Annotated in this window: 22 protein-coding genes; 15 read left to right on the top strand and 7 right to left on the bottom strand. The window is 40.0% G+C overall.

Going from position 1 to position 23,485, the window contains the following annotated elements:
• Positions 1-85 precede the first annotated feature (85 nt).
• The 3 genes from HCZ11_RS10145 to HCZ11_RS10135 all read left to right on the top strand — a co-directional run bounded on the left by HCZ11_RS10145 (position 86) and on the right by HCZ11_RS10135 (position 2,670).
• On the top strand, positions 86-1,543 hold the full coding sequence (locus HCZ11_RS10145) for a glycoside hydrolase family 10 protein (protein WP_167658361.1): 1,458 nt from the start codon (positions 86-88) through the stop codon (positions 1,541-1,543).
• 70 nt (positions 1,544-1,613) lie between these two features.
• Entirely contained in the window at positions 1,614-2,357 is a 744-nt protein-coding gene (locus HCZ11_RS10140) for a hypothetical protein (RefSeq protein WP_167658360.1), read from the top strand.
• Between the two features lie 79 nt (positions 2,358-2,436).
• Positions 2,437-2,670 (top strand): hypothetical protein, encoded by a 234-nt coding sequence (locus HCZ11_RS10135; RefSeq protein WP_130051049.1) that lies wholly within the window; start codon positions 2,437-2,439, stop codon positions 2,668-2,670.
• Here HCZ11_RS10135 and HCZ11_RS10130 read toward each other — a convergent pair.
• From HCZ11_RS10130 to HCZ11_RS10120, 3 genes are read right to left on the bottom strand one after another with little or no spacing between them, the layout of a single operon-like run.
• Positions 2,667-3,047, bottom strand: coding sequence for a diacylglycerol kinase (locus tag HCZ11_RS10130; RefSeq protein ID WP_130051050.1), 381 nt, complete (start codon positions 3,045-3,047; stop codon positions 2,667-2,669). The two genes, HCZ11_RS10135 and HCZ11_RS10130, sit on opposite strands and share 4 nt — an antisense overlap.
• Positions 3,048-3,067: 20 nt before the next feature.
• Complete coding sequence (locus HCZ11_RS10125; RefSeq protein WP_130051051.1) at positions 3,068-4,693, bottom strand: phosphoethanolamine transferase; 1,626 nt, start codon at positions 4,691-4,693, stop codon at positions 3,068-3,070.
• Positions 4,694-4,708: 15 nt separating this feature from the next.
• Complete coding sequence (locus HCZ11_RS10120) at positions 4,709-6,652, bottom strand: LTA synthase family protein (protein ID WP_167658359.1); 1,944 nt, start codon at positions 6,650-6,652, stop codon at positions 4,709-4,711.
• A gap of 175 nt (positions 6,653-6,827) precedes the next feature.
• Between HCZ11_RS10120 and HCZ11_RS10115 the strand changes: the two genes are divergently transcribed.
• From HCZ11_RS10115 to HCZ11_RS10100, 4 genes are all read left to right on the top strand, one after another.
• Positions 6,828-7,502 (top strand): response regulator transcription factor, encoded by a 675-nt coding sequence (locus HCZ11_RS10115; RefSeq protein WP_130051053.1) that lies wholly within the window; start codon positions 6,828-6,830, stop codon positions 7,500-7,502.
• Entirely contained in the window at positions 7,502-8,911 is a 1,410-nt protein-coding gene (locus HCZ11_RS10110) for a cell wall metabolism sensor histidine kinase WalK (RefSeq protein ID WP_130051054.1), read from the top strand. Before HCZ11_RS10115 ends, HCZ11_RS10110 begins: the two co-directional genes overlap by 1 nt.
• 77 nt (positions 8,912-8,988) lie before the next feature.
• Positions 8,989-9,177: a DUF3185 family protein gene (locus HCZ11_RS10105; RefSeq protein ID WP_054553751.1), complete on the top strand. Its 189-nt coding sequence runs from the start codon at positions 8,989-8,991 to the stop codon at positions 9,175-9,177.
• Positions 9,178-9,243: 66 nt separating this feature from the next.
• Positions 9,244-11,418: an exonuclease domain-containing protein gene (locus HCZ11_RS10100; protein WP_167658358.1), complete on the top strand. Its 2,175-nt coding sequence runs from the start codon at positions 9,244-9,246 to the stop codon at positions 11,416-11,418.
• Positions 11,419-11,432: 14 nt separating this feature from the next.
• Here HCZ11_RS10100 and HCZ11_RS10095 read toward each other — a convergent pair whose 3' ends face one another.
• The 3 genes from HCZ11_RS10095 to HCZ11_RS10085 form a co-directional block, all read right to left on the bottom strand.
• The gene (locus HCZ11_RS10095) at positions 11,433-12,272 is read right to left on the bottom strand and encodes a mechanosensitive ion channel family protein (protein WP_130051056.1); all 840 of its coding nucleotides are present in this window, start codon (positions 12,270-12,272) and stop codon (positions 11,433-11,435) included.
• A gap of 163 nt (positions 12,273-12,435) precedes the next feature.
• Complete coding sequence (locus tag HCZ11_RS10090; protein WP_130051057.1) at positions 12,436-13,704, bottom strand: HlyC/CorC family transporter; 1,269 nt, start codon at positions 13,702-13,704, stop codon at positions 12,436-12,438.
• 61 nt (positions 13,705-13,765) lie between these two features.
• A complete protein-coding gene (locus HCZ11_RS10085; RefSeq protein WP_130051058.1) occupies positions 13,766-14,569 on the bottom strand; it encodes an inner membrane protein YpjD in 804 nt (267 codons plus the stop codon).
• A 243-nt stretch (positions 14,570-14,812) separates the two neighbouring features.
• On the opposite strand from HCZ11_RS10085, the gene ffh reads away from it, so the two are divergent.
• From ffh to tyrA, 6 genes are all read left to right on the top strand, one after another.
• Positions 14,813-16,189: a signal recognition particle protein gene (gene ffh, locus HCZ11_RS10080; RefSeq protein WP_130051059.1), complete on the top strand. Its 1,377-nt coding sequence runs from the start codon at positions 14,813-14,815 to the stop codon at positions 16,187-16,189.
• 240 nt (positions 16,190-16,429) lie between these two features.
• Entirely contained in the window at positions 16,430-16,678 is a 249-nt protein-coding gene (rpsP, locus tag HCZ11_RS10075; protein ID WP_036967110.1) for a 30S ribosomal protein S16, read from the top strand.
• A 17-nt stretch (positions 16,679-16,695) separates the two neighbouring features.
• Entirely contained in the window at positions 16,696-17,229 is a 534-nt protein-coding gene (rimM, locus tag HCZ11_RS10070; protein WP_130051060.1) for a ribosome maturation factor RimM, read from the top strand.
• Positions 17,229-17,996 carry a tRNA (guanosine(37)-N1)-methyltransferase TrmD gene (gene trmD / locus HCZ11_RS10065; RefSeq protein WP_130051061.1) on the top strand — a complete coding sequence of 256 codons (768 nt, stop codon included), beginning with the start codon at positions 17,229-17,231 and terminating at the stop codon, positions 17,994-17,996. The genes rimM and trmD overlap by 1 nt, the downstream gene beginning before the upstream one ends.
• 33 nt (positions 17,997-18,029) lie before the next feature.
• Complete coding sequence (rplS, locus tag HCZ11_RS10060) at positions 18,030-18,389, top strand: 50S ribosomal protein L19 (RefSeq protein WP_130051062.1); 360 nt, start codon at positions 18,030-18,032, stop codon at positions 18,387-18,389.
• A 277-nt stretch (positions 18,390-18,666) separates the two neighbouring features.
• Positions 18,667-19,800, top strand: a complete 1,134-nt coding sequence (tyrA, locus tag HCZ11_RS10055) for a bifunctional chorismate mutase/prephenate dehydrogenase (RefSeq protein ID WP_167658357.1) — start codon at positions 18,667-18,669, stop codon at positions 19,798-19,800.
• A gap of 55 nt (positions 19,801-19,855) precedes the next feature.
• Here the strand turns inward: tyrA and nhaB are convergent, their stop codons facing one another.
• Positions 19,856-21,436: a sodium/proton antiporter NhaB gene (nhaB, locus tag HCZ11_RS10050; RefSeq protein ID WP_130051064.1), complete on the bottom strand. Its 1,581-nt coding sequence runs from the start codon at positions 21,434-21,436 to the stop codon at positions 19,856-19,858.
• A gap of 233 nt (positions 21,437-21,669) precedes the next feature.
• On the opposite strand from nhaB, the gene fadR reads away from it, so the two are divergent.
• Entirely contained in the window at positions 21,670-22,383 is a 714-nt protein-coding gene (fadR, locus tag HCZ11_RS10045; RefSeq protein WP_130051065.1) for a fatty acid metabolism transcriptional regulator FadR, read from the top strand.
• A 431-nt stretch (positions 22,384-22,814) separates the two neighbouring features.
• Complete coding sequence (locus HCZ11_RS10040) at positions 22,815-23,420, top strand: peroxiredoxin C (protein WP_054551729.1); 606 nt, start codon at positions 22,815-22,817, stop codon at positions 23,418-23,420.
• Positions 23,421-23,485: the final 65 nt, after the last annotated feature.

The following is a 23,485-nucleotide window of genomic DNA, read 5'->3' as shown; positions in this document are numbered from 1 at the left end:
TTGTGCCTTTTTTGTGAGGTATACAGTGTATTTTAAACATTTATTATTATTGTTCATCTGCTTTGCTTTGAATGCGTGTGTTTTTATGCAAAAACAAGAGGCTACGAACATTGAAAAGCAGTTTTTTGGCACTATCCAGCAACCTCAGGTTGCAAGAGAGTTTCGTGCTGCATGGGTAGCAACCGTTGCAAACATTAATTGGCCATCAGAGCCTGGATTATCTGTTGCTGAGCAAAAACAACAAGCAATTAAAATCCTTAATTTACTAAAACAACATAACTTCAATACCGTTATTTTTCAGGTTAGACCGCAAGCAGACAGTTTATATAAAAGTACGAATGAACCATGGTCTTATTATCTTACTGGAAAGCAGGGAAAAGCACCTGAACCGTTTTATGATCCTTTAAAATTTTGGATAGAACAAGCACATAAACGAGGCTTAAAGTTACATGCATGGATAAACCCATACCGCGCTCATCACCACATTGGAGGCCCCGTTTCAGAGCATTCAGTTGTTGAAAAAATGACGGATAAAGTAGTGAAACTAAAAAATGAGACCTATTGGTTTTTGCCTACAGATCAAGCTGTAGTGTCGCATACTTTAAGTGTATTAACGGAACTTGTAGAAAACTATGATTTAGATGGTATTCACTATGATGACTACTTTTACCCATATCCTTCTTACAATAACGATGAAGGTTTTCCTGATGCTAAACAATACACTCAGTATTTAGAAGCAGGTGGTGAGTTATCTATCGGTGATTGGCGCCGTGAAGCAGTAAATCATTTTGTGAAAAGCTTATACAAATTAGTTAAACAAACAAAGCCTCATGTTCTTGTTGGGATAAGCCCATTTGGTATATATAGGCCTGATGAACCTGAAACTATTCGTGGTATGGATCAATATGACACCTTGTTTGCTGATGCAAAGCTGTGGCTTAACGAAGGCTGGCTTGATTATTTTTCACCGCAACTTTATTGGCCAATTAATCAATATGCACAAAGCTACCCGCTCTTATTAAGCTGGTGGCAATCACAAAACACTCATGGGCGACATTTATGGCCTGGCATTAATGCATTGCGTTCATTTGATGAGACTGGTGTTGATGAGGTCGTCAATCAAATTATGATAAATCGTGGGTTTTTATCAACTTCACCCGGTACAGTTTTTTGGAATGTTACAGCGCTTGAAGGCAGTCAATTGATGAGTGATGTGATTACTAAAGGCGTATTTCAACATCAAGCCTTAATTCCAGAAACTCCTTGGCTAGATGCGTCAGTAATAGCAGCTGTTAAAGTTGATGTTAAATATGATGGTGACGATGTTCATTTGACTTGGACACACCCAGATTCAGATCAAGTGTCTGAGTTACTTGTCTATCTAAAATATGCGCAGCAGTGGCACTATCATATTTACTCAAGTGATGAGAGTACGTTCTCTGTTGCAGCTTCTTATGGACAACGACCATTAGAGGCAATGAAGATAATTGCAATTGATAGGCTTGGTAATCAAAGCGCTGAGATTGAGTTGTTAATGAAATAGCACCTGTACTGTATATACAAAAATTTGTTACGCTTTGAATAATCTGGTTTTTAAATTTTAAAGTAGGCATATGAAGTCTTTCGCGGTAATTTTGTTCGGTTGCCTTATCTCTTTTTCAACAACAGCCGCAACAAAACATATAAAAATTGTAAAACCTGTGGTTGCGGCGTTTAAAGCGGGTGATAGAGCTGCAATCGCCAAGCGAGTGCATTATCCTCTGCAGCGCAAAGCGCCTCTGCAAGCAATTGAAAATGAGCAAATGCTTATAGAAAAGTTTGAGCAAATTTTTGATAAAGAGTTTGTCGAAAAAATCGTGAATTCAAATATTCGCCACGACTGGGAAATGATGGGGTGGCGCGGCATTATGTTTGATTCAGGCAAATTTTGGTTAGACTTTGATGGCTCTATTTGGGCTGTGCCTTATGAATCAGAGGCAGAAAAAGCACGACGCGAAGCACTGATTGACGAGCAAAAACAAGCATTACATAAAAGCCTTCGTGAATTTACAAAACCGATATTAACGTGGCAAACAAAAAAGCACTTAATTCGTATCGATGAGCTTGCTGATAATCAGTACCGCTATGCAGCATGGGAAATAGATCAATCTATGCAAGATGAGCCAAGCCTTGTGATCACAGGGGGCACTCTAAGCTTTGATGGCAGTGGCGGAAATCATTTTTATACCTTTACTAATAACGGTTATCGTTATGTATGTCATGTTACCGTACTTGGTACTGAACACTCACCGCCGGGGCTGTTAGAGGTATTTAAAAATAACGTACAAATATTGTCTGAGCCTGTTCTGGATTTATAAGGTGTTTTTCTTATTTTGAACTACACTCATTCTTTCAAAGGAGGCTCGTTTAAAGGGGTCTCATTTAAAGGAGTAAGTTATGGGTATTAAATTTTGGGTTTTAAGAGCCACTAGAGTTTTCACGCTGGTGGCTATTTTATTATTTATGGTGGAAATACTGAAAGGTCACGAGACACTCAGCGCATTAGGCTTTGCGTTACTTTGGTCTTTTATTGCCACGGCAATTTTTATCGCAACCCGTTTATATCATTCATCAAAAGGGCGCCACTGTGCACTTTGTAATGACACCCCTGATGATAAAAAAGCGAGTTAACTTAGATTGTTTACAAACACACCGCCCCATACCAGCGCACAAATTGTTAGGGCAATAAGTACGGCTGCTGATCCTAAGTCTTTAGCTAGGCCTGATAATGGATGAATTTCAAGGCCTACACGGTCTATTGTGGCTTCAATTGCCGTATTTACGACTTCAGCAAACATCACAAATAGTACAGATACAAGCAGCATGATTTTCTCATACAGGTTAATTTGCCATACAAAAACCACTGCTATGGCAAGGACCAACAGTATCAGCTCTTGTTTAAAAGCAGACTCATGCTTTGCTAACCAAGTGAATGCACGTTGGGAGTTTTTAAATGCTAGGCGAATACGTTTAATGCCAATGGGTTTGTTAGTGCTATCAAATTGCATAGTATGAAATCTCTATTTCGTTAGCTTTGTTTTGAGCAAGCATTGAAGATATCTTGCTCTGGATGATATTCAGTGCTGTCTACATGGGTTAAACCAAGTAGGGTGTCAAAAATATTATCGTGAGAAAAAGCGTTGTTACGCTGTTGTTCGATACATTGATTAAAACGGGTATCGGCTAGTTTATTACTCCAAAACAACATAGGCACTTGGGTTTGCTCTTTAGGTGCTAATGCGTATGGGAAGCCATGCAAGTACAAGCCTTTTTCTCCAAGTGATTCACCATGGTCAGAAACATACAGCAGGGCTTTGTCATCCGCCTGACTGTTTTGCATTAAATTAATAAGTTTACTGAGTACTAAGTCTGTATAAGCAATAGTATTGTCATAGGTGTTTGTTAGTTGCTCGCTGCTACAATTTTGAATATCACTACGCGGACAATCAGGCATAAATACACTGTCTTTTTTTGGGTATCGACGATAGTAAGTTGGACCATGTGAACCAATCATATGTAACACAACAAGTTGATGTTTAGCATTACTCTTGGCAAGTTTTGTAGCTAACTCTTCCACGAGTACTTCATCAAAACAATAGCGTCCATCACAAAGTGGGTTGCTCTTTGTTGGTTCTACCGTTTGTGAGTTTACCCGCACACAAACCCCTTTACAGCTGCTATTGTTATCAATCCACGTTACTTCGACACCACTTCGTTGAATGATATCAAGCGCATTTTCTTGGCTTTGCGCTATGCGCGAATCATAGTGATTACGGTCTAAACGCGAGAACATGCAAGGTACAGATATAGCCGTAGCCGTGCCACATGAACTAACGTCACTGAAATATTTAACGCCAAGCTTAGGTGTATATTGATTAGTTGGCTTGTTATATCCTTGCAGTGAAAAGTTTGCTGCACGAGCTGTTTCACCTACTACCATAATTGTCAGCGAACTTTGTTGCTGTTCTAGTAAATGCGGCGTTTTATCCAGTACTTTAAATGGTAAAGGCGGATAAAAATAATTATCGCGCAGATACTTATAGCCCGCAGTGTAAAATGCAAAAGGGGTAATATAGCTAGTTAATTGACGGTTATTACGCCCAACAGAGGCATAATCTTTATAAAATGGTACTGCAATAGCTGCTATAGCAATAAATGCTGTGACGTTGAGAAGCGCAAAGTTTTTTAGACGAACACGAAAGTTACCAACAATTTTAAAACGTGAAAACAAGTAAGCGGGGAGCACGCCAAGTACAAAAATAAAGACGACAACTTGTATATTTAAGTATGAAAATGCTTCACCTGAGTTTGTCTCTAAGATATTTTGTAGCATGCTTTTATCGAAGATAACACCGTAGTTTAAGGTTGCATAAAACAACAGTGACGAAACTACGATGCTTGTTAAAAGCACTGGTTTTACAAAGGTGATTAACGATAACCAACTTAACACCATTGCCGTCAGTGCTAATAATAAAAACGGTACGCTTGCTATAAATAACCAATTGACATGTTCTGGCTTGCTTGCTGCTTCAGCCATGTTAAATAAAAATAGACCATTAAATGCGATAACCAAGTACAACGACACCAGCCACACAAACTGACTGTAGCTAACTTGCCATTTTTTAATAAGGAGTTGTTTAATTTTCATGCTCATGATTATTCCTCATCGCTACGATTTATTTGGTAAGCGATACAACTGTTCGGTATAAGCTAAATTGCTAAATAAGACGTGAGCCAGAGCTTTTTTGGCAAGTTCAACGCTGCTGCCAGCCTTATCAATAGCTACTTGGGTTTTAGTGGCTGGGTCGTAGTGCCAATAGCTAACCTTTTGGTTTGGCATGAGTATCACTGCCTCACCATTTTCAACGTAAGCAAAGTTGTCGTAGTACTGCATCATGGCGCGCTCAACTGGGTATTGTTTAGTTAAATCATAACCAAGCATAGGTGTCGCTTGGTCTACGCCCAATAGCGATAACAAAGTGACAGGTAAGTCTATTTGACTGACTAAGCGAGTATCCTGCTTTGCGTCCATACCACTATTTAGGATCACGGCAGGAATATGGAAAGATTTAAGCGGCACAGGCTCTGAGCCAAACACTCGCACATCATGATCTGCAACCACTAAAAATACTGTGTCTTGCCAGTAATCTTGCGTTTTTGCCTTTGCTATGAATTTACCTAGTGCATAGTCTGCATATTTGATTGCTAGATCACGTTTGAGGTTTTCTGAGTCATGGCCTTCAGGTAGTGTTACTTTACCTTCTGGAATATCGAATGGATCGTGGTTACTTGAAGTAAACACAAGGCTAAAAAAAGGATTGCCTGCTTTATTTAATGCGCTTAGCTCTTTATCAGCTTGATTGAACAAGTCTTCGTCGCTTGCACCCCATGACGAAATAAACTCAGGGTTTTGCATGTCATTGATATCTACAATATCGCTAAAGCCATTGCCTAAGAAAAAGCTTTTCATATTATCGAAATGACTTTCACCGCCGTAAATAAACTGAGTGGTGTAGCCTGTGCGGGCTAATACATCAGCTAGTGAGAAAAAATTACGCTGTGATTTTGATAGTTTTACCACTGAGCGTGAAGGAGACGGAGTAAACCCAGTTGTTACCGCTTCAATGCCTCGAACAGAACGAGTGCCAGTTGCGTATAAGTTATTAAAGCCCCAGCCTTGCTTGTATAACTTATCAAGCTCAGGAGTCACACCAATGCCACCTAGTTCACCAACAAAACGTGCACCTAAGCTTTCTTCTAAAATGATAACTAAATTCTTTTTCTTACCCGTGTTAAAAGGCGTGTTGCTTGAAAGTGTAGGAATATTCTCAGTTATAAACTTTTGTTTATAGGCTGCTTGCTTTACTGTTTGTAAAATCTCATTACGTGGCATGTTGCCGTATAAACTACTGGCATTTTTCTCATTGCCCATATTTTTAATAGCAAATGCCACACTGTACGTTGAATTCAAAGCCAGCGAGTTAACCAGCGAGTCACTTGAAAAGTACACTAAAGCAGGATTTAAAGGGCGGTGGCTTACAGTGCCTCGTGCGCTAATTAAGCAGACTAATAAAGTGGTAACGAGTATTACAACTTGGCTAACAGTTTTAGCGTTTTGTTGTTTGCTAAATGCTGCATTTATATAACGATACGCAAACACACAGCTTAGCGTTGCAATAATTAAGGTGCTTATCATAGCGAACAGGTGGCCATGTAATAGCATGGAAAATACTTCTTGGGGGTAATCAAGATATTCGACGAATAAGCGATTTGGTCGTACATCGTACTGGGTAATAAACGCGGGAGTAGAAGCTTCAATAACCACGATTAAAGTAACGACTATGCTGCTATAAAGAGTAAAAATAAGTTGCAATAAAGAGGTTTTGCTACGCAAAAGAACATGAGCTATCAACATTAAAACGGCAAGGGCTAATAAGTACCCTAAACTACTTAAGTCTACCCTTAAGCCGCCAAATAAAACCGCTAGGCTATCGCCATCAGCTAACCTTTGCTGTTGCCATATTAGCAAGCTTATTCTCGACAGTATAAAAACTGCCATTAATATTAATGAAAAACGGAACAAAGGTTTTAAAACAGAGAGTTTTGCTGTCATAGTCGTACTTACTTAATCGAAACTATGGCAATACTAGGCAGTGAAACTTAAGAAACCCTTATGGTAATCTTAATATTTTCTAAACTAGAAAAACTTAAGTAAATCTTAAGGGAATCTTAAGATTTTGAGCGTAACCTAATGACAAAAAAGTGGTTTTTATCTAAATGAGTAACATATGAAATTGTTGATAATAGAAGATTCGGTGTCATTAAGACGTAGTCTACGAATTGGCCTTGAAAACTTAGGTTTTACCATTGATGAAACCGGCGATGGTGCTGAAGGTTTGAGTATGGCCATGTCTGGTGAGTACGAATTAGTAATACTCGACATTATGTTACCCAGTCTTGATGGCATTACGTTATTACAAACCATAAGAGCAAAGCAGCTCGATGTGCGTGTGCTTATTTTATCTGCCAAGCAAGAACCTGCAGACAGAGTAATGGGGCTGCTGACTGGGGCCGATGATTATTTGACCAAACCATTTTCGTTTGATGAGCTGCATGCAAGGTTATTAAATTTAATGCGTCGCGGTGGTCTGAAAACAATCAGTGATGTGATCCGCATTGATAACTTGGCTTTAAATTTACAATTAAAACTCTTACAAGTCGGTGGTACTTCAGTCGACTTAACACCTAACGAATATAAAATAGTTGAGTGTTTATTTAGCAATCAAAATAAAGTGATCACTGCAGAAAAGTTGAGTAGCTACATAGCTGGGCAGTATGACTTGGTCTCAAAAAATTCCATTGAAGCGCATTTATCATCGGCCCGCAAAAAGGTTAGGGTGGCAGGCGGTGAATTACCTATTCAAACTAAGCGTGGCTTTGGTTATATCATTCAAGGAAAATAATGAAGTCAATTCGCAGTAAGTTGGTAACTACATTATCGATTACTATAACTGGGCTAGTTTTAAGTATTTTAGTCGCCACTGATATAGCCGTTGATAGTTGGATTGATAATGAATTTAACCGTGGCATGAAATCAAAAGCCGGTATGCTGATGACTTTGGTTCATGAAGATGAAGAGGGGTTAACTTTTAATTTTTCTAGTGACTTTATGCCAGAATTTGATGGTCAAGTTGAGCCTGAATATTTTCAAATGTGGACTGATGATGGGGTGTTTACCCGCTCACAGAGCCTTAATTTATTCGCTTTGAAGAACCTCAAGTTTGAAAAATTAAAACTGGGTGAAGCGAAAATAATGACCACTGAGCTGCCGGATGGTCGTGACGGGCGAATTATTTATACTCGTTTCCAGCCGCAAATCGACTCTCACTCACATAGAAATTTTTTTGATGGCGTGAGCAAAACGCATCACACCACGCTTACTTTGGCTTATGCAGCTTCATCAGAAAAAGTTGATTTTATTTTATGGTTAATTGACGTTATTTTTGTTGTTTCTACCGTGTCAGTAATCGTATTCATTCGATTATTTGTGCGTAAATCGGTCGACAGTTCTCTAGCGCCACTTAATAAACTAAACCGTGATATAAGTCGGCTTAGTATCGCAGATAAAAGTGCCGTGATAACAATAAAAGAACCTGTGAAAGAGCTGCAACCCATTGTTGATAGCTTAAATGCCTTTATTCAAGAAAATCGCCAGCTCTATTTTCGTGAAAAGCGCCTGACCTCAGATATTGCCCATGAGTTAAAAACGCCGATTGCTGAGCTTATTAATATGGCTGAAGTGGCGATTCGGTTTCCAAATGAAAAAGAGTTTGAGGCAGACTTTAAACCTGAAGTGCTAAAAATTAGCCAGCGTTTAAAGAGCATTGTGTCGAACTTATTGCTACTGCATAAGTACAGTGATGAAGCCCTACCTAAGCAAGATGCATGTGATTTAAATCAGGTTATTTTACGCACCTTAGAAAAGTGCGATTTAGAATGGGTTAAGTTTGAGTTTCAAGATGATATCCCAGCCATTGTAAGTAACTTATTTGCCCTTGAATCAATCATCACCAACCTTGTAAATAACGCTAAACAATACAGCCCAGAAAAGAGCATAGTGACTGTAAGTTCGCTGCTTAATAAAAAGGGGAAGTTGCAATTTTCTGTTACTAACGAATTAAAAGTACCATTAACAGATGAAGACATTAGCCAGTTATTTGATCCGCTTTGGCAAAAAGATAGTGCCAGAACGTCTGAAGATAACTTTGGCTTAGGCTTATCCATTGCCAAAGCGTTAAGTAAAGCAATTGATGCTGAACTTCAGGTTTCGTTAAGTGAGCAAAACATAACCTTTAGTTTGATTATTTCTTAAGGTTTTGCAGCTAATTATTATATGTGCAAAACTAAACATAGCAGCACGAAATCAAAACAACAAAAAGGAACAACACGATGGGAAAAATTATAGGTATTGCTTTAATCGTTATTGGTGTAGCTCTCGCAGTATGGGGATATAACGTTTATGACTCTGCAAGTGCACAAATTAGCCGAACTTTTAGTGGTGATACACCGATTGAGGCTTGGCTCGGTATGGTAGGCGGTGCAATTTGCGCGATTGTAGGTATTTTAAAAGTTAAATAGCCTCAAACATTGAAATCAGTTTACTAATACCTGATACTGTGTTTATATACAGTGTCAGGTTTGGCTATGAAAACACAATTACCAGCAAAATATTATTTAAGTCATTTCTTTGAGCTCGCTGAGTTTATTCGATCTCAGTGCACACATTTACTCTTAGCTGAGCAAATGCAATTTCTTGAAAAACTCACTCTACTTGATGAGCAAAGTTTGTGTACTTTGCTGCGTATTTATTCCCGTAAACCAAAAATCGTGGCACTGTCATCATTAAATTATGAAGAAATCCCTAATCTACATGGGGCTATTTTTAAGCTAAAGCAACAGGGGCTGGTGGCACATCCAAGTAATGATGAATTAGATTTGCTGCTTGAGCATTTAACAAAGCCAACTTTATTAACCTTATTAGCAAACGATGAGTTAATGACGACACAACCTGATTATAAAAAATCAGCCAGCAAACATAGCTTAATTCAACTTTGTAAACAGTATATTGACCGCAACCACAGTGATTTAGACGCTTTATTTAGTCAGTTCGTGGTCAATAGCCGAAGCCAGTATTATGAATACTTTGAGTTTTTACATAGCGGCCGACTAAGTCAAGGCGATATAAACCATCAAAATCGCTTTGTAATGCGTGACTTAGGAATTGCAAAAGTACGTGGTGATGTCAGCGACAGCTTATCGCGTTTTAAAACCTTAGCCGAGGCACAATCGCATTATCAATTAAACCAGTTGCGTATGCAGCTTAAGCAAAGCCAATCAGAAACACAGTACCAAACCTTAGCTCAAGCACTTTTAGCTATTAACTGTGAAGATGAATTAACCCAGAGCATCAAAAACAAGTTACTGATCCGCTTATATAAGCAGCTTAAAGATCATGACTTAGGTTTTGCATTTGAGTTACTAGAGCATTGTGAGGGCAGTAGTGAAGCGCAAGAGCTGGCAATTCGCCAGCGTTACAAGCTAGGAGACAAAAGCTGGGTTGAGCATAAACTTGAAAATATTATCCAAAATCCGCTTGATGATAGCATTTTGTATTTCGCCGAAGACTTTCTACAGCGTAAATATAATAAGCAGCAACGTTCACGCTTAACACAAATGTTAATTGATACAGAGCATCAAATAGAGGTTGATGACATTTACCGTGGTGATGTAGAGCAAGGAGTATGCGAGTATTATCAACAGCTCGGTAACACTGTGTTTTTTACCGAGAATAATCTTTGGTTAAGTCTTTTTACCCTAACATTTTGGCAAGAGCTCTATATCGAGACACCGTACCCGCCGTGTAATGAATTTGATCTTTATCCACAAGTACTACTTGCTGATTGCTTTTACACATCGCAGCATACACAAATTGAGCAAAAGCTTGCAAATTTCACTAGTAATGAAGCGTTGTATAAATATGTTTGTAAAAACGCAGGACAGTACTACGAAATAGCCAATGGTGTTTTTATGTGGCATAGCGATATTTTAGAGCCACTAAAAATGTTGATAAAACACAGCAGTCTAGCTAGTTTAAAAGCGCATTTATTGCAAATGACAAAAACCTTTAAGCAGCTTAAAGATGGTTACCCAGATTTAATGGTTTTAAAAGAGCATAAGCTCACATTTGAAGAAGTTAAAGCTCCGGGCGACAAACTAAGACGCAACCAACTTGTCAGTATTGATGTCTTAAAACAACACGGCTTTGAAGTAAATATCGTTAAGGTGGGCTGGTTTAATGATCCAAATCGCATTTATAGTGTGGTCGATATAGAAACTACTGGCGGCGTACAAGGGAATAATAAAATCACTGAAATTGCGGTTGTGCAGTTACAAGCTGGCGAAGTTATTAAGCAGTGGGCGAGTTTAATCAATCCCGAACGAAGTATTCCTGCCTTTATTACCAAATTAACAGGAATTAACGCGGCAATGGTACGTGATGCTCCTCGCTTTGAGGACATAGCCGACACGTTGCGTGCCCTGTTAAAAGGCAGTGTATTTGTTGCTCACAATGTGAATTTTGATTACGGATTTATTCGTAAGGAATACGCTGCACTCGGGCAAGGTTTTAAAATGCCTAAGCTATGTACAGTAGTTGAATCACGAAAGACATTTCCAAAGCTAAAGTCTTATTCACTTGGTAACTTAGCGACACACTTTGAATTGAACTTAACGAATCATCATAGAGCATTAGCCGATGCAACTGCTACGGCAGAGTTATTGATACGAATTCAACAAGCACAATCAAATAAGGCGAGTTGACCTCGCCTTGTAAATTATTTACCAGGGAATTGGTGAATATGAACATCTCGCTGTGGGAATGGAATAGTGATATCAGCAGCATCAAAGGCAATTTTGACTCGTTCATACAAACCAAAGTACACAGGCCAGTAGTTATCCGATTCAACCCAAGCCCACACTAACATGCCGATATGACTTTCACCGTGCTGGCTAACATGCACTGTTGGTTTTTTATCTTCTATATCTTTTAATACCAGATCATAGTCATCCAGTACGCTCATAAGCACGTCACGGGCTTTATGAACGTCATCGCCATAGCTAATACCAAACTCGATTGCAACGCGGTGTGTTGGCTCTGCAAACTTATTCTTAACACAGCCATTTGATAGCGTGCCATTTGGAATAATGATTTTTTCATTATCGTAGGTAAGTAAAACAGTGACAAAAATTTGAATTTCTACTACTTTCCCCATGTAGCCTTGGGCTTCAATAACATCACCTACTTTAAAAGGCTTGAAGAATAGGATAAGCACTCCACCTGCAAAATTCGCTAGACTGCCTTGCAGTGCCATACCTACGGCTAAACCGGCTGCTCCGAGCATTGCAATAAATGAGGTTGTTTCGATACCAATCATCGAGGCAACAGATATCAGCAGTAGTACCTTTAAAATGACAGAAATGAAGGAGACTAAAAAGTGCGTCAAACCAACTTCGAATTTGACCCTATTCATTGATTTTTCAGCCATGTTGGCAACTCTACCAATTAACCACCAACCAATGATTAAAACCAGTATTGCTAGAATAAACTTTGGCCCGTAGAGCATTAGCAACTCTATAGCTTGGTTGTAGATTTTCTCGATTGATATTTCGTCCATTATTTTTCCTTGTTATACAACAGAGTATTTAAAGAAAATAATAGTAGAGGAATTGCTTTACGGTGTGGGGTCTGCTGGGAAAATGTGAATTTTCTGAGGCGTTTCAGTTATAACTAACAAAAAAGGAGTAGCAAGCTACTCCTTTTTTGGGGTGAGTCGAACGTTACTCCGTGCGTTTGCTTGGAATAACTTTAACTAACTTCACCATGTTTTCTTTTATCTCGATCACTTCAATAGGGTATCCGGCAATACGTAAACTTAGGTTTGAGTCTGGGATATCCTCTAAGTATTCAACGATTAAACCACTTAGCGTTTTCGGGCCATCAATCGGGAGCTCCCAACCCATTTCTTTATTTAAATCGCGAATATTAGCACCGCCATCTACAAGTACTGAGCCATCGTCTTGCTCTGTAACTTCCTCACTTGGCGTGCGAGTTTGCGTTGTTGTGAAGTCACCAACAACTTCTTCGAGAATATCTTCAAGTGTTACTAGGCCTTGGATATCGCCATATTCATCAACAACTAAACCGATACGTTCTTTTGATTGCTGGAACTTAAGCAATTGTGTGTTTAGTGATGTGCCTTCAGGAATAAAGTAGATTTCACGAACCGCACGTAATAGTGATGGCTTATCAAACTGTTCTTTAGTTAACAGGCGCAGTGCATCACGTGAGTGAATAAAGCCAACAGCATCATCAATTTGGTCACGATATAATAAAACGCGAGTATGCTGAGCATGAGTTAGCTGACGGCTAATAAGCTTCCAGTCATCATTGATATCGATAGCAACAATTTCGTTGCGTGGGATCATAATATCTTCAACAGTTACTTGCTCTAAATCTAAAATTGAAGTCAGCATGCTTTGGTGGCGAGCTGGTAATAGAGCACCAGATTCGTTCACCACGGTTTTTAATTCTTCTTTACTTAAACTGTGCTCTTCAATTTGTGCTGTTGTGATACCAAACAAGCGCAGCATGCCATTGGTCATCCAGTTTACGATAACCACAAATGGGAAAAGTATTTTCAAAAGCCCCTTAAGGACAATCGAACTTGGGAAAGCGACCTTTTCTGGGTAAAGCGCTGCAAGTGTCTTTGGCGTTACTTCGGCAAAGATTAAAACCACTAAGGTCAGTGCACCAGTTGCAATTGCGATACCGAGGTCACCATATAGGCGAATACCAATAATCGTTGCAACCTGTGCTGCAGCGATATTAACTAGGTTGTTACCAATCAAGATCAGACCAATGAGTCTGTCAGGGCGACTTAACAGTTTGCTGACGCGTTTCGCTGCACGATGATCTTCTTTAGCAAGATGGCGCAAGCGGATACGGTTAATTGACATAATTCCAGTTTCAGAACCAGAAAAATAAGCAGAAATAAGTATCAATAATCCCAATATAATAAACAGGGTACTAGTCGATATGTCGTCCAACGATGGATCCTTTTTTTATAAATCAGTGCATATTAAGCTAGAGACAGCTTGCTGAGTCAAGTTAAAACTTATTTAGAATCACTTCTTGGATGAAACGGCTGCCAAAATAAGCAAGTGACAAGATAAAAGCGGCTATCATGATCGAAAACACCACGGGTTTACCACGCCAGCCTTGACGTAAGTGACCCACTGTTACAACAGTGAAAATAAGCCAAGCAATTAACGATAAAACCGTTTTATGGATAAATTCACTGGCAAACATACCTTCTAAGAAGATAAACCCAGAAAGTAGTGCAAAGGTAAGTAGAATTGTACCAAGCGTGAGTAATTGATAAAGCTGACGCTCAACGACCATTAAAGGTGGAAGATGACTGTGTACGATTGCTAAGTCTTTGCGCTTTAAACGCTTATCAATAAAGTAAAACTGTACCGCATAGAGTGTCGAGATTATCAGCACACAATATGCCAAAAGTGATAACGATATATGAGTGACTAAGCCAAGTTCAACATCTATTGATTGTAAAATCACATGATGCGGAATAAATAAGCTGGCAAGTGTAAGTAAGGCTGCAAAACCATACACAACTGGTAGTAATAAGGTAGCAGGGAACTTGAGCGACACAGCTGTAACGGATACTACGATGACCCAACAGGTCAATAAAGCAACGTTGACGATACTCAAATCTTGACCGTCAGCACGAAAAACTGAATTAACCAGTAATAGCATATGGGCAAGGATAGCCACAGTGCTTAGTATCACTGTGAGTTTTTGGCTCGGACCTTGTTTGTGGAAAAGGCGTGATAGCACATGTGACGTTGCTAACACATAAAACAAACTAGCAATAATAGTTAAACTAATAATCATCGTGTTTTGGCCACTTAATTTATATAGATAAATCCTTGTCTCTTTGATGCCATTGTATTTTATAGCAAGGAAAAAGCATAGAGTTTGTAAAAAGAAACTCAAACTACACACTTGAACACTGTATTGTCGACCATCATTTACGGTATACTGCTAGTAATTAAATTTTAATATTGCCTGTATTGTCTTCAAACTTGTCTGTTTTATGTACACTACAGGTGAAACACGTTTTATCGGAACCTTTACATGTTTGAGAATCTCCAAGAACGCTTAGGTAAAACCTTAAAAAATATCAGTGGCCGCGGACGCCTAACTGAAGAAAATATAAAAGATACATTACGTGAAGTCCGCATGGCATTTTTGGAAGCGGACGTTGCATTACCTGTTGTTCGTGAGTTCGTTAAGCAAGTTAAAGAACGCGCCGTTGGTGTTGAAGTAACGAAAAGCTTAAGTCCAGGCCAAGTCTTTATTAAGATTGTTCGTGAAGAACTTGAAAAGGCAATGGGTGAAGCAAATGAAGAGTTAAGCCTTAATGCGCAGCCGCCTGCGGTAGTTATGATGGCGGGCCTACAAGGTGCTGGTAAAACAACCAGTGTTGGTAAACTAGCTAAATTCTTAAAAGAGCGTAAGAAAAAGTCTGTGTTAGTTGTTAGTGCTGACGTTTATCGTCCGGCAGCAATCAAACAGCTAGAAACACTTGCTGATGAAGTGGGTGTTGAGTTCTTCCCAAGCGATATCTCACAAAAGCCAGTAGATATTGCGAATAATGCGATTTCACACGCGAAGAAAAAGTTCATCGATGTAGTATTAGTCGATACTGCAGGTCGTTTACATGTCGATAACGACATGATGGACGAGATCAAAGCACTGCACAGTGCGATTAATCCAATCGAAACCTTATTCGTCGTTGACGCGATGACAGGTCAAGATGCAGCAAACACCGCAAAAGCATTTGATGAAGCGCTACCTTTGAGTGGTGTGATCTTAACAAAGACTGATGGTGATGCTCGTGGTGGTGCTGCATTATCAATCCGTCATATTACCGGTAAGCCGATCAAGTTTATGGGTGTAGGTGAGCGCACTGATGCACTTGAACCTTTCCACCCTGACCGTATTGCTTCTCGTATCCTAGGTATGGGTGATGTACTTTCATTAATCGAAGAAGTCGAAATGAAAGTAGATAAAGAGAAAGCGGCTAAAGTTGCTGAGAAAGTATTTAAAGGTGACGGCTTCACATTAGATGACTTTGCTGAGCAACTTCGTCAAATGAAGAACATGGGCGGTATGATGTCGATGCTTGATAAGCTACCGGGCATGCAAAACTTACCAGACGCCGTAAAAGGGCAGATGGGCGATAAGACTTTCGTACAAATGGAAGCCATCATTAACTCAATGACACCAAAAGAGCGCGCGCGTCCTGAAATCATCAAGGGCTCTCGTAAAAAACGTATTGCCGCAGGCTCTGGTACCCAAGTGCAAGAAATCAACAAACTGCTTAAGCAATTTACGCAAATGCAGAAGATGATGAAAAAGATGAAAGGCAAGGGGGGTATGAAGAAAATGATGCGCGGTATGAAAGGCATGTTACCACCTGGCATGATGGGTGGTGGTCCTAAATTTTAATAGCGCTTTTTATTAAGTGTATAAAAAGGAGCGTATAGCTCCTTTTTTTGTAGATAATTTATGCATAGTTGTTAGCTGCATGTAAGATTTAAAGGCCAGATCAGTGTTTAATCAACTAAACTTACATTTTGCAGCAGTTCTTACTTGCAATGTTGCAAAAAACTCGTACAATTCCCCAGCTTCCCGTACTGGGGAGTAAATCTTATTAATGAAAACAGTCAATCTAATGTAGAGGACGGTATGGTAACTATTCGTTTGCAACGTGGTGGCGCTAAAAAACGCCCTTTCTATCAAATTGTGGTTGCGGATAGCCGTTTCTCGCGTGACGGTCGCTTCATCGAGAAAGTAGGTTTCTTTAACCCAATTGCTTCTGGTCAGGAAGAAAAAGTACGTTTAGATTTATCTCGTGTTGAACACTGGGTAGGTCAAGGCGCATCTCTTTCAGATCGCGTAGCTAAGTTAGTTAAAGACGCTCGTAAAGCGGCTTAATAGGCGTAAGAGTAACCATGAGTCAAGAGAACACCTCGTATATTACAGTAGGAAAGCTCGGTGCCCCGTATGGTATAAAGGGCTGGCTTAAGGTGCATTCATTTACTGATGATCCCGAAGGGATCTTCGATTTCAGCCCATGGTTGATAGGGCAGCAAGGTAAATGGCAGACCTTAGAAGTGGTCGACTGGCGTCGCCACAACAAAGGCTTTATCGCTAAAGTTGCGCAAGTAAACGACCGAGACGAAGCAATGGCTTTAACCAATGTAGAAATCTCAGTAGACGCAGCGCAGCTACCAGAATTACCGCAAGGTGAATTCTATTGGCGAGATCTGATCGGCATGTCTGTTATAACTGATAAAGGTTATAACTTAGGCACAGTCGATGACCTTATGGAGACAGGCTCAAATGATGTTTTGGTTGTGAAAGCAAACAAAAAAGATGCATTTGGCCAAGCAGAACGTTTAATTCCTTTCTTAACAGACTCTGTTATTAAAGAAGTTAAATATGATGCAAGAGAAATTACCGTTGACTGGGACCCAGGGTTTTAATGTCACAAACGAGTTCGCTATGGGTAGGGGTGATTAGCCTTTTCCCGGACATGTTTGATGCGATTACCACTCAAGGGGTTACAGGTCGCGCAGTTAAAAATGGTCTAATTGACTTTAACTGCTGGAATCCGCGTGACTATGCTACTGATAAGCATAGAACTGTAGATGACCGTCCTTACGGGGGTGGTCCTGGCATGTTAATGATGGTTGAACCATTGAAACAAGCTATCCTTGACGCTAAAAAAGCGGCAGGTGATGGTGCAAAAGTAATTTATATGTCACCGCAAGGGCGCAAATTAGATCAGCAAGGTGCAAGTGAACTTGCGCATTCAGAAAAGCTGATTTTAATTGCCGGTCGCTATGAAGGTATAGATGAGCGAATTATAGAATCATACGTTGACGAAGAATGGTCAATTGGTGATTTTATTTTAAGTGGTGGTGAACTACCCGCAATGACGCTAATTGATGCAGTAGCACGATTAGTACCAGGGGTGTTAGGTCATAACCAGTCAGCTGAGCAAGATTCATTTTCGAATGGCTTGCTTGATTGTCCTCACTATACACGGCCAGAGACATTGGATGATAAACAGGTGCCTGCTGTATTGCTCAGCGGAAACCACCAAGAAATCGCTAAGTGGCGCACAAAGCAATCACTTGGTAGAACTTGGCTTCGTCGTCCTGACTTGTTGCATAACCTAGCTCTGACTGAGGAGCAAGCGGCACTCCTTGCTGAGTTTCAGCAAGAGTACCAACAAGCTTGTGGCTAGAAGACAGTTACACCTAGGAAAGTGAGAAATATAATGGCAAAAGTAAACCAAAATATTATTAAAGCGCTTGAAGAAGAGCAGCTTAAATCAGACGTACCAGCATTCGGCGCTGGTGATACAGTTGTTGTACAGGTACGTGTAAAAGAAGGTAACAAAGAGCGTCTACAGGCCTTTGAAGGTGTTGTAATCGCTAAGCGTAATCGTGGTCTTCACTCAGCATTCACAGTTCGTAAAATTTCGAGCGGTGAAGGTGTTGAGCGTGTATTCCAAACGCACAGCCCTCTTATCGATAGTATCTCAGTTAAACGTCGCGGTGCTGTTCGCCGTGCGAAACTTTACTATCTACGTGAGCGTTCTGGTAAATCTGCACGTATTAGAGAAAAACTTAACTAATACGCGCTGTTTTACAACGCAAAATAAAACGGGTTGCAGCCTTAGGTTGCAGCCCGTTTTGGTTTTTATACCACAAAAATAATTTTCCCCCTTTGTGAGACACCTAAGTACTCCCTTCAAACTGATCGACTGACCTCTATTTATCCCTTTATAAGCTATGCTACATTCACGTTAGGGCTTTGTGCTTTGGCTGTTATCCTGTTACTATAATTTGTATTAAAAGCTTTACTTTTTTGTATATAATTATTTACGTTTTTAGGGTTTGAGGTGTAGTAACGTGGTAACAGTGAATGATCTAGCTGATTTAAGAGCAGGAATAGATGAATGTGATGCGCAATTGGTGGCATTACTGGCAAAGCGTAATGGGATTACAGAAAAAATAGGCGCAATTAAACAACAAATCGGTGCGCCATTACATGCCCCAGATCGCGAGGCTGATTTACTTGCAGCTCGCCGCAAAGAAGCAGTCGCACAAGGGGTTAACCCTGAGTTAGTTGAAGATATCCTGCGCCGTATGATGCGTGAAGCGTATCAAAACCAGCAAGGTAGCCTCGCTTGTGTTGCACCTCAGTTATCACCCATTGTAATTGTTGGTGGTGAAGGTGCCATGGGTCAGCTATTTGCTCAACAATTTGCTCGTTCAGGTTATGAAGTCCGTATTTTAGATAAAGCACAGCAAGCACAGAGTGAAGCGATATTAAAAGGGGCAAAATTAGTCCTTGTAAGTGTACCAATTAATGCACTTGAACACGTAGTTTCGGCATTACCAATACTCGATGATGACTGTTTATTAGTTGATATTACATCAGTTAAGCAAAAGCCTTTAAAAGCCCTAATGGCGGCTCATAGCGGCCCAGTAGTCGGGTTGCATCCCATGTTTGGTCCAGATATTTCACACTGGGTAAAACAAACCGTTGTTGTGTGTGAAGGGCGAGATCATGAAGTAGCTAAAGGGCTAATGGCGCAACTCCAAGTTTGGGGATGTCAAGTGGTTGAAATGGATGCTAAAAAACATGATGAAGCGATGCAAATCATTCAGGTAATGCGTCACTTAACAACCTTTGTATACGGTCAGTTTCTTGCCAAGCAAAGTCATACGTTGGCAGAACTTCGCAGCTGTTCATCACCAATTTATCAGTTAGAGTTAATGATGGTTGGGAGATTGTTTGCTCAGTCACCTGAACTATATTCTGATATCATGTTAGCGCAATTCGACGATGTAGAATCATTACTTTCAAATTACCAAGATACTTTTGCGGAAACCCTCGAAAAACTCAAAGCAGGTGATAAAGCTGCATTGATTGCCGCGTTTGCAGATGCGAAAGAGTATTTCTCTGATGCGACAGCGCATTTCTTAACGCAAAGCCGAAGCTTACTAAACAAAGCGAACGATGCAAAAGTGTTAGATTAAATACTCATACTCAATAAAACCAAAAGCCCGCATTTCGCGGGCTTTTTTGTTTAGATTAATGACCACCAAGTGAGCCTGGTAACACACCCGTATGGTGGTTGATTAAGCCCCATTGATAGAGTAAATCTGTCATATCAGATAGGCTAAATAAGGTCATACTCAAACCAACAATCGTTAACACTATGGTATATGGTAGGGCCATATAAACCATGCGCCCGTAAGACAGCCTTAGTACAGGTGCTAATGTTGATGTTAACAAGAACAAGAACGCAGCTTGGCCATTAGGGGTAGCAACACTTGGTAAGTTAGTACCAGTGTTAATAGCCACAGCCAGTAAATCGAACTGATCACGAGTAATTTGACCTGCTTGTAGTGCAGCAGCAACTTCGTTTATATACACAGTACCTACGAAAACATTGTCACTGACCATCGACAGAATACCGTTAGCTATGAAGAACATGACTAATTGCAGCTGGCCTTCAAAAGTAAGTACCCATGCGATCACGGGTGTAAATAAATGCTGGTCGATAATAACGGCAACAATTGAGAAAAATACGCAAAGTAATGCAGTGAATGGCAGGGCTTCTTCAAATGCTTTACCTAGTTGGTGTTCTTCAATGATGCCGGCACTGGCTGTCGCAAAAATAATTACCGATAAGCCAATTAAACCAACAGTGGCTAAATGAAGGGCTAGACCTATAATCAACCAAACAGCGATAAATGCTTGAATAGCTAAGTTCACTTTATCGCGTGTAGTACGTTTTTTCTCAAGCTTTTTAGCGTGGTCCGATAATATAGTGTGAATGGGTGCTGGGAGTTTGGCACCATAGCCAAATGCTTTGGTTTTCTCGAGGAAGAAAGTCGTGGCAATACCTGCAATCATTACAGGCAAAGTAATAGGCAGCATACGAAAGAAAAACTCGCCAAAGAACCAGCCAGCTCGTTCCGCAATAATTAAGTTTTGTGGCTCTCCTACCATAGTACACACACCACCTAAGGCAGTACCAATTGATGCATGCATCAACAAGTTACGTAAGAAAGCGCGAAACTCTTCAAGCTCTTGGCGATTGACAGGACGTACCTGGTTATCATCGTTAATATCGTGCTCACTGTTAGAATCTTTGCCAGATGCCACTTTATGATAAATGCTATAGAAACCCATAGCGACGGCAATAACCACAGCCATAACCGTTAACGCATCTAAGAAAGCGGATAAGAAGGCAGCTGCAATTGTAAACGACAGCGATAACACGGTCTTGCTACGCACCGAAACAACAAGCTTTGTGAAAATATACAAAAGCAAGTCTTTCATAAAGTATATGCCTGCAACCATAAAGATAAGTAACAGAATTACATCAATATTCTGTACTATTTCATGCTCAACTTGGCCGGCTGTTGTCATTCCAATAAACAACGCCTCTATGGCTAATAAGCCACCTGGTTGAAGCGGGTAACACTTTAGCGCCATTGCGAGTGTGAAGATAAACTCGAGCACTAATACCCATCCTGCCAGATAAGGGTTAAGTTGAAATAAAACTGGGTTGATTAGTAAAAACGCAATAATGGTGTATTTATACCACTGTGGCGAAGTCCCCAAAAAGTTTTTAAATATTGCTGGTAAAACGCGCTGTTGCATGGCTGTACCTTTTATTAGTGCTGGTTGTTATTGTAAATAATTAGAAGTTGAGTATATCGAAAGTATTGTTGTTTGGTGTGCTTTTAATCCAAAAGGTCACTTATTTAACGAGATCTTAAAGATTTTTATGCACAGCAGAGTTAGTTTACTTGTTAGTTGCTGATCATCTGGTACAATCAGTGAGTTGAATGCCAAATGCGGTAAAAGTAGTTGCTAACTCAAGTGGAAATTGAATGAGAATTTTTAAAGCGAAAAGCCCAGCAGGTTTTGCTGAAGAATACATTGTAGAATCTATTTGGAATGGTGACTTTCCGCCTGGCTCAATTCTTCCTGCCGAACGTGAATTGTCAGAACTTATTGGTGTAACACGCACAACGTTACGTGAAGTACTGCAGCGTTTAGCTCGTGATGGTTGGTTAACAATTCAACACGGTAAACCTACTCGTGTAAATAACTTCTGGGAAACCTCAGGTCTAAATATTTTAGAAACACTTGCGCGTCTTGATGAAGATAAAATGCCAGAGCTTACAGATCAATTACTTTCTGCTCGTACTAATATCAGCGCAATTTACACTCGTGCGGCAATTAAGCTTGCCCCTGAGCGTGTAATTGAAATCTTAGCGCAAAGTGAAGAACTTGAAGACAGTGCTCAAGCATTTGCTGATTACGATTATAAAGTTCACCATGAACTAGCCGTTGCTGGTAATAACCGCATTTACGTGCTTATCTTAAATGGCTTTAAAGGCTTCTACTCAAAAATTGGTTGCCATTACTTCTCTGATTCACGTACCCGTGAATTAGCGCGTCAGTTTTATAAAGATTTAACTGTGCTGGCAGAGCGTCGTGAACACGATGGAGCGATTTCTATGATGCGTAAATACGGTCATCAAACAGGTGAAATCTGGCAGCAAATCCGTGGTGATATGCCAGAAGATATCATGGACTAGGTAGCACTAATTGATTTTCTATTTTTTAAGAGCCCAGCTTGATGCTGGGTTTTTTGTGTTCGCAAACTTTTTACAGCAGAAAGTTAGATTTACGAGCAGGTGTGCACGACATTCTTTTCTATCGTCACTGCTTTGTTCTGACCAAGATTAATACTAATAATACTTAATCATTTTGAGGGATTAGACCTGTCGCTACCACTATAAAAAGGTCCTCACTTATTTCACGAATTGATAAGAATCGTCAGTATTTAATGTGAATCAATTTTTCCGATTAGGCATATCGCTTTTTTCGATTGTTCATTTGTCTGTAACCTCATTAAACTATCTTGCAAATTATCAATACTTACTCTTGGTTTTTGCTTTTTAGTAACCATATATAAGTGAGTATTGCATAGGCAATTGGAAATAAACTCAAATATTTGGAGATAAAAATGGGTGTATTAGTTGGCCGTCAGGCACCAGACTTTACTGCAGCAGCTGTTCTTGGTAACGGTGAAATCGTTGAAAACTTCAACCTAAAAGAAACTATCAAAGGTAAAAAAGCAGTTATCTTCTTTTACCCGTTAGACTTCACTTTCGTTTGTCCTTCAGAGTTAATCGCTTTCGACAAGCGTTTTGAAGAGTTCCAAAAGCGTGGCGTTGAAGTAATCGGTGTTTCTATCGATTCACAATTCTCACACAATGCATGGCGTAACACTGCCGTTGCTGACGGTGGTATTGGTCAAGTTAAATATGCACTAGTTGCAGACGTTAAACACGAAATCTGTCAAGCATACGACGTTGAGCACCCAGAAGCAGGTGTTGCTTTCCGTGGTTCTTTCCTAATCGATGAAGAAGGTAACGTACGTCACCAAGTAGTTAACGACCTTCCACTAGGCCGTAACATCGACGAAATGATCCGCATGGTTGACGCGCTAGCGTTCCACAGCGAGCACGGTGAAGTATGTCCAGCAGGTTGGACTGAAGGTAAAAAAGGTATGGATGCAAGCCCTGAAGGTGTTGCTAAATTCCTTTCTGAAAACGAAGGCGACCTATAATTTAGGCCTTTGTTAGCGAATTAAAAAACCCGCCAATTGGCGGGTTTTTGTTTTTAAGCTCAACG

The sequence above is a fragment of the Pseudoalteromonas sp. HF66 genome (genome assembly GCF_011806445.1).
Lineage (GTDB): Bacteria > Pseudomonadota > Gammaproteobacteria > Enterobacterales > Alteromonadaceae > Pseudoalteromonas > Pseudoalteromonas apostichopi.
Note: the sequence above shows the minus strand (reverse complement) of the source record. Positions and strands in the feature narration are given on the sequence as shown.

Coding starts and splice junctions, on each gene's coding strand:
- HCZ11_RS10040 (WP_054551729.1), top strand. CDS start 22,815: ATGGGTGTATTAGTTGGCCGTCAGGCACCAGACTTTACTGCAGCAGCT.
- HCZ11_RS10135 (WP_130051049.1), top strand. CDS start 2,437: ATGGGTATTAAATTTTGGGTTTTAAGAGCCACTAGAGTTTTCACGCTG.
- HCZ11_RS10115 (WP_130051053.1), top strand. CDS start 6,828: ATGAAATTGTTGATAATAGAAGATTCGGTGTCATTAAGACGTAGTCTA.
- HCZ11_RS10130 (WP_130051050.1), bottom strand. CDS start 3,047: ATGCAATTTGATAGCACTAACAAACCCATTGGCATTAAACGTATTCGC.
- HCZ11_RS10120 (WP_167658359.1), bottom strand. CDS start 6,652: ATGACAGCAAAACTCTCTGTTTTAAAACCTTTGTTCCGTTTTTCATTA.
- HCZ11_RS10140 (WP_167658360.1), top strand. CDS start 1,614: ATGAAGTCTTTCGCGGTAATTTTGTTCGGTTGCCTTATCTCTTTTTCA.
- nhaB (WP_130051064.1), bottom strand. CDS start 21,436: ATGCAACAGCGCGTTTTACCAGCAATATTTAAAAACTTTTTGGGGACT.
- HCZ11_RS10095 (WP_130051056.1), bottom strand. CDS start 12,272: ATGGACGAAATATCAATCGAGAAAATCTACAACCAAGCTATAGAGTTG.
- ffh (WP_130051059.1), top strand. CDS start 14,813: ATGTTTGAGAATCTCCAAGAACGCTTAGGTAAAACCTTAAAAAATATC.
- rimM (WP_130051060.1), top strand. CDS start 16,696: ATGAGTCAAGAGAACACCTCGTATATTACAGTAGGAAAGCTCGGTGCC.
- HCZ11_RS10100 (WP_167658358.1), top strand. CDS start 9,244: ATGAAAACACAATTACCAGCAAAATATTATTTAAGTCATTTCTTTGAG.
- HCZ11_RS10085 (WP_130051058.1), bottom strand. CDS start 14,569: ATGATTATTAGTTTAACTATTATTGCTAGTTTGTTTTATGTGTTAGCA.
- HCZ11_RS10145 (WP_167658361.1), top strand. CDS start 86: ATGCAAAAACAAGAGGCTACGAACATTGAAAAGCAGTTTTTTGGCACT.
- rpsP (WP_036967110.1), top strand. CDS start 16,430: ATGGTAACTATTCGTTTGCAACGTGGTGGCGCTAAAAAACGCCCTTTC.
- trmD (WP_130051061.1), top strand. CDS start 17,229: ATGTCACAAACGAGTTCGCTATGGGTAGGGGTGATTAGCCTTTTCCCG.
- fadR (WP_130051065.1), top strand. CDS start 21,670: ATGAGAATTTTTAAAGCGAAAAGCCCAGCAGGTTTTGCTGAAGAATAC.
- HCZ11_RS10110 (WP_130051054.1), top strand. CDS start 7,502: ATGAAGTCAATTCGCAGTAAGTTGGTAACTACATTATCGATTACTATA.
- HCZ11_RS10105 (WP_054553751.1), top strand. CDS start 8,989: ATGGGAAAAATTATAGGTATTGCTTTAATCGTTATTGGTGTAGCTCTC.
- rplS (WP_130051062.1), top strand. CDS start 18,030: ATGGCAAAAGTAAACCAAAATATTATTAAAGCGCTTGAAGAAGAGCAG.
- HCZ11_RS10125 (WP_130051051.1), bottom strand. CDS start 4,693: ATGAGCATGAAAATTAAACAACTCCTTATTAAAAAATGGCAAGTTAGC.